Origin of the sequence: Candidatus Latescibacter sp., from assembly GCA_030692375.1 — a bacterium.
In the GTDB taxonomy this organism is placed as follows: domain Bacteria; phylum Latescibacterota; class Latescibacteria; order Latescibacterales; family Latescibacteraceae; genus JAUYCD01.
The window spans coordinates 1-7,892 of the sequence record JAUYCD010000031.1 but is presented as its reverse complement, the minus strand read 5'-3'; the positions used below and the strand labels follow the sequence as shown (position 1 = coordinate 7,892).

The 7,892-nt window shown below is 48.2% G+C and carries 7 protein-coding genes; 5 read left to right on the top strand and 2 right to left on the bottom strand.

The genetic code is table 11. The features are described 5' to 3' along the window. Both Q8O92_02035 and hemC read right to left on the bottom strand, forming a co-directional pair. The coding region (locus tag Q8O92_02035; GenBank protein ID MDP2982093.1) for an SAM-dependent methyltransferase at nucleotides 1-192 on the bottom strand (192 nt) is incomplete at its 3' end. Between the two features lie 15 nt (nucleotides 193-207). Then, on the bottom strand, nucleotides 208-1,128 hold the full coding sequence (hemC, locus tag Q8O92_02030; GenBank protein ID MDP2982092.1) for a hydroxymethylbilane synthase: 921 nt from the start codon (nucleotides 1,126-1,128) through the stop codon (nucleotides 208-210). A gap of 604 nt (nucleotides 1,129-1,732) precedes the next feature. Between hemC and Q8O92_02025 the strand changes: the two genes are divergently transcribed. From Q8O92_02025 to ccsB, 5 genes are all read left to right on the top strand, one after another. Continuing rightward, nucleotides 1,733-2,773, top strand: coding sequence for a hypothetical protein (locus Q8O92_02025; GenBank protein ID MDP2982091.1), 1,041 nt, complete (start codon nucleotides 1,733-1,735; stop codon nucleotides 2,771-2,773). Between the two features lie 187 nt (nucleotides 2,774-2,960). Next, complete coding sequence (hemA, locus tag Q8O92_02020) at nucleotides 2,961-4,286, top strand: glutamyl-tRNA reductase (GenBank protein ID MDP2982090.1); 1,326 nt, start codon at nucleotides 2,961-2,963, stop codon at nucleotides 4,284-4,286. A 33-nt stretch (nucleotides 4,287-4,319) separates the two neighbouring features. Continuing rightward, nucleotides 4,320-4,745: a carboxypeptidase-like regulatory domain-containing protein gene (locus Q8O92_02015; GenBank protein MDP2982089.1), complete on the top strand. Its 426-nt coding sequence runs from the start codon at nucleotides 4,320-4,322 to the stop codon at nucleotides 4,743-4,745. A 717-nt stretch (nucleotides 4,746-5,462) separates the two neighbouring features. Then, nucleotides 5,463-6,905: a cytochrome c biogenesis protein ResB gene (locus tag Q8O92_02010; protein MDP2982088.1), complete on the top strand. Its 1,443-nt coding sequence runs from the start codon at nucleotides 5,463-5,465 to the stop codon at nucleotides 6,903-6,905. After that, nucleotides 6,902-7,729 (top strand): c-type cytochrome biogenesis protein CcsB, encoded by an 828-nt coding sequence (ccsB, locus tag Q8O92_02005; GenBank protein ID MDP2982087.1) that lies wholly within the window; start codon nucleotides 6,902-6,904, stop codon nucleotides 7,727-7,729. The genes Q8O92_02010 and ccsB overlap by 4 nt, the downstream gene beginning before the upstream one ends. Nucleotides 7,730-7,892 lie beyond the last annotated feature (163 nt).

Genomic DNA, 7,892 nt, shown 5'->3' with positions numbered 1-7,892 from the left:
GTCCTGGGGGCAGGTATGACTGTCCGCGCTTTTTCCGACATCGATCAGGGTACAGTCGGCCCGGGCATGGAAAAGGAGCAGTGGATTGATCAGGCGGTCATAGAGAATAACATCCGCCCGCCGGATCAGATCAAGAGCTTTGACCGTTATGAGACCCGGATCGCCCGGACCGGCGCCTACCAGATATACCATGATTTGTCCATTCCTTTATAATCCTTCCATACTCTTCCTAAACTTTTCAGCCAGGGAACGTGCCGCATCTTCGGCTTCCTTATAGTATATCGTCCGGCTCTCGCGGAATATCAAGCCGTTTTTTCCGGCTACCAGGCCGGTGAAGGTGATTTGTTCCCCTTCCATACTGGCGAGTGCGGCTACCGGGGCGTGGCAACCCATACCGAGTGTAGCGATAAAAGTTCTTTCGACATCCACACAGGGACGGATTTCCGGATTATCTATTAAGCCGAGCAGGTGAAGGACGTCCTGGTCATCAGCTCGGCATTCCAGCCCGAGAGCTCCCTGGCAAGGCGCCGGAAGCAGTTCCTCTGTAGAGAAAATCTGCGTAATATGGTTTTCCAGACCGAGGCGTTTTATTCCGGCGCAAGCAAGTACGATTCCTTCAATTCCTGCAAGGCCGAGCTTGCCGATACGGGTCTCGATGTTCCCGCGGATATTCCGAAATGAAATGTCAGGGCGGATTTTCTCCAATTGAATTCTCCGACGATCGCTGCCTGTGGCGATGATACTGCCGTTGGGAATGTCCGCAAGAGTATGCCCGTCCAGTGAAATGAGCGCATCACGGGGGTCTTCGCGCACCGGAACAGCGCCCAGCGCCAGGCCCTCCGGAAGCCGTGAGGGTAAATCTTTCAGGCTGTGCACCGCCACATCAATTTCATTTTTCAAAAGGGCCGATTCTATGCTTCGAACAAATGCTCCCCTTCCTCCAAAGCTGGAGAGAGGAGAGGTGCGGTCAATATCACCTTCGGTTGCAATGATGCATATCTCTGTTTCCAAATCGGGAAATCGTTCAAAGAGCAACGTTTGCGTCAATTCAGCCTGAACCAGCGCCAGACTGCTTCCACGGCTTCCGAGAATTATTTTTTTCATGGAACGCTTACGGCTTTCAGCCATCCTCTTCTCCATAAAATCATATAAAAATTACTTTTTGCCGGATTTCCGTTATAAAATACTATAATGAGACCTTAAACGGGTAGGATTTTTGACGAATAAATTATCGAAAGGTTTCGTAGTATTTCTTATTGAATATCTTGATATTAATAACATTTATTAATACTACAAAAAGATTTCATTATTTATCGGCTGATTTGAATAACCGATTTTCGTCATCATATGCCAAATATTCGTCATTGATGTAATGAAAAAGTAAGGGTAAAATGATACAGATAGATAATTAAACCATCTATTCGTCAGTCATAATTTTTTTAATCGAGAAATAGAATTATTCACAAAAGACTTTAATAAATAATCGGAGATAGGGGAGTAAGTTATTAATGTAATGGTGTATAATGTGTTATGAGCCAATCTCAGATTTCAGACAGCTCATCTTATATTTTCCGGGGCGAGGATTTATAATTCATGTAAATTTTTGATGAATTGTAAGGTTAAATTCAATACTGTTGGCATATCCTTTGCAATTCTATGGGCAAAATTTGAGGCGATATATTTAAAAAATTTTTTAATCGTATTAATCATCTAACATTTCAGAGGAGGGGATATGCAAAAAGTATCGGCAATTTTCACCGGGGTTTTGGCGATTGTGATGGTCGGAGGGATCGCCATGATTGTTGGATGTCAAAGAGACCAGGGCCCGGCAGGTCCGGCAGGACCGGCAGGGGCCTCGGGGGGGACTGCCGCATGCGGCACGTGTCACAGCGTCTCCACCGAAGTTTTGGCGAAACAGTTGCAGTGGGAAAATTCGCAGCACGCAATGGGCGGTCATAACGACCGAAGCGAAGCCGGCTGCGCGCCTTGCCATACCAGCGAGGGCTTCAGAGAGACCCTCGGCACTGTCCATCCCAAGACGGCGCTCGCGAAGATCGATAATGCCACTCCCCAAAACTGCCGTACCTGCCACAACATCCACAAGAAGTACGACCGTACCGATTTCGACCTTGCCACGTCGACTCCGGTAAAGCTGGTCCGCGGCGGAACCTACAACGTCGGCAAATCCAACCTCTGCGCGGAATGCCATCAGCAGAGGCCGGTAACTCCTGATCCGACGGTGGCCCATGCAGACACCGCAACGATTCGTGTCACCTCGTCACGGTTCGGCCCGCACTACGGCTCGCAGTCTTCCGTTCTTCTCGGAGTCGGCGGGTATGAAATCAAGGGCCTCACGGCCTATGAAAGCTCTTCTCACAAGACTGCGACCAACGACGGCTGCGTGACGTGTCATATGGCGCCGCCTTACGGGAATAAGGCCGGCGGGCATACATGGAGATTGGCTTACGATTATAACGGGGTGGAAACATTGTACGTAGCCGCATGTACGAAGTGCCATTCGACAGCCAAGAATTTTGATATTAACGGGCAGCTGACGGAAATTGCGGCCCTTACGAAGGAGTTGAAGGATATTCTCATCGCCAAGAAGCTCCTGACCGACGCCAATTTGGCAGTGGTCGGGACCTATCCCATGGATCAGGCCGGCTGTCTGTTTAATTATCGGATGCTGCTTGGAGACAAGAGCGGGGGCGTCCACAATGCGAAATATTACAAGGCGCTCCTGAAGAATTCCATTGCATACATGAAGAAATAAATATTTGTGGAATGATTTGATAGCATTGTAAACTAGTTTTTATGTACGGAAAAAGGGCTGGCTGTATTTTAGCCAGCCCTTTTTCAAGCAGACAACATGAAACAGAAAGTAACTTCTTCCGCACAATACAACGTTTTCTGATGAAGATTCAATGCGGTGGTGGACACTACAATCCGAAAAGAAAAAAATGAGCATACATAAAGGCAATTTGTTACTTATCGGGATATCACATAAGACTGCGCCTGTTGAAATTCGGGAAAAATTTTCATTCACCGGCGATGCTCTCATCTCTGTATTATCTGAGATCAAGAGAATGAGCAGTATCCGTGAATGCCTCGTTCTTTCAACCTGCAATCGTACGGAGATCTACGCTGTTGCCGGTGATTCGTTCCGGGAAACTCGAAGAAACATTGAAAACTATATTTTGGATATATCCGGAATAGACAAAAGTTTCCTCAGGTATTTTTATTGCCTGAATGGAACAGATGTGATCGAACATCTTTTCCAGGTCATATGTGGATTCGACTCCATGATTTTCGGTGAGTCTCAGATATTCGGGCAGGTGAAATCCGCTTTCTCACTTGCATGCGATAATAATTGCACCGGTCCTATTATCAACCGTCTGTTTCATCAGGCATTTCAGGTAAGTAAACAGGTTAGAACCAATTGTACTTTTGGAAGCGAGGGGGCAATTTCCGCCAGTTCGGCTGCTGTAGCGCTGGCCCGGAAAACCTATGGTTCTCTTCAAAATCGGACTGTTCTCCTGGTAGGCGCCGGCAAAATAGGCAGGATGTGCGCGAGGCTGTTGATAGATTCCGGTATTAAAAAGCTCTATCTGGCCAACAGAACCGCAGAACGTGCAGATGCCCTGGTGGAAGAACTGTCCGGAGAAGCTATACCATTTGAAAAAATGGATGAGATGTTCGGGAAAGTCGATATCATCATCACTTCTGCATCCTCTTCAAATCCCATAATTACCAAGAGCCGTCTGATAGAGTGCATCGGACACCGGGATGGCGCCATCCTTACCCTTATCGACCTCGGAGTTCCGAGGAATATAGATCCTGAAGTTGCCTCCATCGGAAACATCATTCTCTATAATATCGATAATTTGAAAGATGTTACCGGGGAAAATTACAACGGGAGAAATAGTGAAGAGATAAAAGCGCGAGAAATAATAAAACTCAAGGTTGATGAGTATGACACATGGCTCCAAGAACGGGAAATACTCCCTGAAATACGTACGCTCCGGGAAAAATGTGAAAATATTCGTACTGAAGAGCTTGGAAAGATAAAAAACAAAGTAAACGCTGAAATTTATGATGCAGTTGATCTGGTAACCCGGCGAATAGTCAGAAAGATACTCCATAATCCAACGGTCACGCTCAGGGCTTCCGAGTCCGGGGAGACAAGAAAACGTCTTGTTGAGTCTCTCAATGCGCTTTTTTCAGAGACTTATGAACGTTCCAACAGGAAGTTATTTCATGAAAATTCAATAAAATTAGGCGCGTAAATATCAACCTCCTCACCAAGGCAAGGTATCACCATGAAAAAGTTTGTATTACTCCCGATTCTTTTAAGCGCAGTCATTGTTATAGTTTGTATGTCATGCAGCGGCAAAACCGTTTCCGTGCTTGATACCAGCGCTGCTAATACTAGTAATAGCAATGCCGCCCTTTCAGGCCGGGTAGTGGATAAATGGGGAAAGGGAATGCAGGGCATCACCATTACGGTTGGCGAAGCGTCAACGCTGACTGATTCTTTAGGACAATATGCTGTTGATAAAATTAATACTGGGTCATATACCATTACACCGACTAAGAAAGGTGACTTCTTTCTGCCCGTATCACGGGCGATATCGATTACTCCAACGCCTTTACCCATCAAAGATTTTATCGGTTCTACAGAAGATTTAGGAAATACCGGCCACAATGGAGACCGGGGTTACTGTGCACAATGTCATAGTATTTAAACGGCTTGTGAAAAAGTCGGTTATTATTTTCATTTAGATCCTGAAACGGCATCTATCAATTAAACAGGATTTTTCATAAGCCTTCTAACCCGGATAATTCATAAAATATATTCATCACAATTTATTGAGTCAGAAATCCTCTCTGCCTGTCGGCATCTCCCCTTATTAAGGGGAGAATTATGTACGAGACTGTCTTTTCCCTTTTTTAATAACCCCCTTAACAAGGGGGTCGCCGTGAAACGGCGGGGGGATTTTATCCTTAAGTTTATGAATAGATCGGGCTAAAAGAAGATCTGTGAACAAGTCAGTTTTACATTTTCCTCCGGTATTTCTCTGCCTCACCCCCAGTCCCCCTCTACTCCACCCCACAAGTGCAAGCACTTGCGGGGACCCCGGTGTCAGGAGAGGGGGTAACACTCTGCAGGCTTGTACCCTCTCTCGAAAAAAATGTTTGCTTCATGTCAAAGTAATTGATAGTTTTCCAGTACAAGTTATACATGACGACATATTTTAGTGTGTTTCGTTTCGAAATAGATGCCGAAACGGTTGCTAAAAGATGCGCTGCGCTTTCATCATTCCCGCTAAGCGGCACTTCGACAAGCTCAGTTCCCGCTGGTTGAGCCTGTCGAAGCCAGCGCATGACACGTGTCATCCTGAACTCGTTTCAGGATCTAAACACCATCGATGTATTGTTATAGAAAGGAATAGACTATCGGCATGCCTTCCAGCCCCACACCGGATAAATCGCCGGGCACGTTAGAAACCCTGAGTTCCATCCAGTTCGGGCTGGTGGCGCTTACAGCCATCACTGCGGTCGCAGTAATCGGCACAATCATCCCGCAGGGCCGTCCCCTTGAATTCTACAATGAACAGTACGGGACAGTCATGTTTACCCTGATTAAGATTTTCCGGTTGGACACTACCTATACCTCCCCCCTGTTCATCGGGCTTTTGGGGCTGTTCGGGCTGAATCTCATCCTCTGCACGGCGAAACGTTTTCCGGCTCTTATTAAAACCACATTTCGCCCTGATACTTCTCCCGGACGGGCGGGCATCTCCGGGATGCCAATCCGATTCACTCTGGAAAAAACCTCTCTCGAGGAGATCCGGGATGTATTTTCACATGCCGGGTTTTTCCTGAAAAAGGTCGGCGACTCGGGGCTTTTCGGCGAAAAGAGATGGCTCGGATATCTGGGTTCTTCCCTAGTTCACCTGAGCATCCTCATCATGCTCACAGGGGGAATGGTCAGCCTGGCCAGCGGAAAACGGGCGAGCCTCGTCCTGGAAAAAGGGGAAAAAAAGACGGCGGCCGCACTCTCCGACAGCAGCTCGCTTTCTCTCGGATTCACTGTCCAGCTTGACAGTTTTACCGTAGCGTTCTACGATAAATACCCCAGCCGTCCGAAATCATATACCAGTTCGGTTACAGTCACCCCGGCGCGCGGCGCCCCTTTCAAGAAAGATATCCGGGTTAATCATCCGCTCATGTTACAGGGGCTTACCGTCTATCAGTCGAGTTATGGCCGCTCGGAGAATTCTTCGGCAGTTTCTTCGGCCTCCGATACTGTGAGGATTGAGGTGCGCTTAAAAGGCGCCCCGGAAAAGATGCCTCCGCTCGCCTCTTGGGACATGACCCTTGGCAGCGAAAACCCGGTTCCCGGCTTTGGCGACAGCATCCGTGTACGGCTCTCAGAGTTACACCGTGATCTGCAGATGGGCGGGCCTTCCGGCAAGGCCAATCCGGCGGTGAAACTGGATGTAATCGTTCACGGAGGGACAGCCTGGAGTGTGTACGCATTCCAGAATTTTCCCGGAATGAACATGCCGATGAATCCGAATGCCAATCTCACCTTTTCAATGCTCGATATGCGCACCGGCGGATCTCCTTCGGTCGCAGAATCGTCCTTTGGGTATTATACCGTGCTGGGGGTAGTGCGGGACCGCGGGCTGCCGCTCATGGGATTCGGCGCTCTGCTCATCATGATCGGATTCTTCCTCTCCTTCTACTACAGGCCGCAGCGCCTGTGGGTTTTGGAAGAAGAAGGCAGGCTGTATATCGGGGCGCAGGTGAAAGGTGATACTGAACCTTTCCGGAACTGGATAAAACACTGTATCAAGAACAATGCCGGAAACGGCAGTAAAACTGGAGAGAGGCAATGAGCAATTCTATAGATGTCAATCTTTTCTACGGCGCTTTTGTCGGTTACGGCGTTTCCATGATCATTTATTTTCTTTCTTTCTGGAAACGCACAGGAAAACTTGCCCAGGCGGGAAACATCATACTCCTCCTCGGCCTTACCATGCAGATAATCGGGCTTATCATAAGGGGAACGGCGGCTCAGTTCATGCCGATCACCAACATCTATGAATCGCTGAATTTCTTCAGCGCGGTGATCGTCCTCTTTTTCCTGTTTGTGGAATGGAAATTAAAAAACCGCGTTTTCGGGGTATTCATTCTCCCGGTTGTTTTTCTTCTCATGGCTTTCTCATCCCTGCCCTCAACTTCCAAGGAGGTTGTGCCGCTCATTCCGGCTCTTCAAAGCCAGTGGCTGGTCTGGCATGTGGTGCTCTCGTTCATCGGCGAGGCGGCATTCGCAGTGGCTTTCGGCTCAGGGCTGATGTATTTGATCCTGGAGCGCGCCAAAGAAGATTCGTTCCCGGCGCGAACGTTCCCGGACCTGGAGACGCTCGATACCCTGACCTATCGCGCCATTGCGTTCGGTTTTCCCATCTTCACACTGGGGGCGCTCATTTTCGGGGCGGTTTGGGCCAAATATGCCTGGGGCGATTACTGGAGTTGGGATCCCAAGGAAACCTGGGCGCTGATTACCTGGATTGTATATGCCTTGTTTCTCCATGTCCGGGTGGTCAGAGGATGGAAAGGACGGGCGACAGCCTTGATTGCGGTGATCGGGTTTATCGTTACACTGTTTACCCTGTTTGGAGTAAACTACCTGATATCAGGACTGCATTCGTATGCGTAAACCTCACTCATTGACTAGTGCTAAGTCAATGCAATAAAGTTGGATTCATATTCCCCCCTTAACAAGGGGGGATGCCAAAGGCAGGGGGGATTTCTTCTTCCCGGCGAATAAAGATCCCCCCGCCGCTTGAGCGGCGACCCCCTTTTTAAGGGGGTAAAAAAAA

Coding starts and splice junctions, on each gene's coding strand:
- Q8O92_02010 (MDP2982088.1), top strand. CDS start 5,463: ATGCCTTCCAGCCCCACACCGGATAAATCGCCGGGCACGTTAGAAACC.
- Q8O92_02015 (MDP2982089.1), top strand. CDS start 4,320: ATGAAAAAGTTTGTATTACTCCCGATTCTTTTAAGCGCAGTCATTGTT.
- Q8O92_02025 (MDP2982091.1), top strand. CDS start 1,733: ATGCAAAAAGTATCGGCAATTTTCACCGGGGTTTTGGCGATTGTGATG.
- ccsB (MDP2982087.1), top strand. CDS start 6,902: ATGAGCAATTCTATAGATGTCAATCTTTTCTACGGCGCTTTTGTCGGT.
- hemA (MDP2982090.1), top strand. CDS start 2,961: ATGAGCATACATAAAGGCAATTTGTTACTTATCGGGATATCACATAAG.
- hemC (MDP2982092.1), bottom strand. CDS start 1,128: ATGGCTGAAAGCCGTAAGCGTTCCATGAAAAAAATAATTCTCGGAAGC.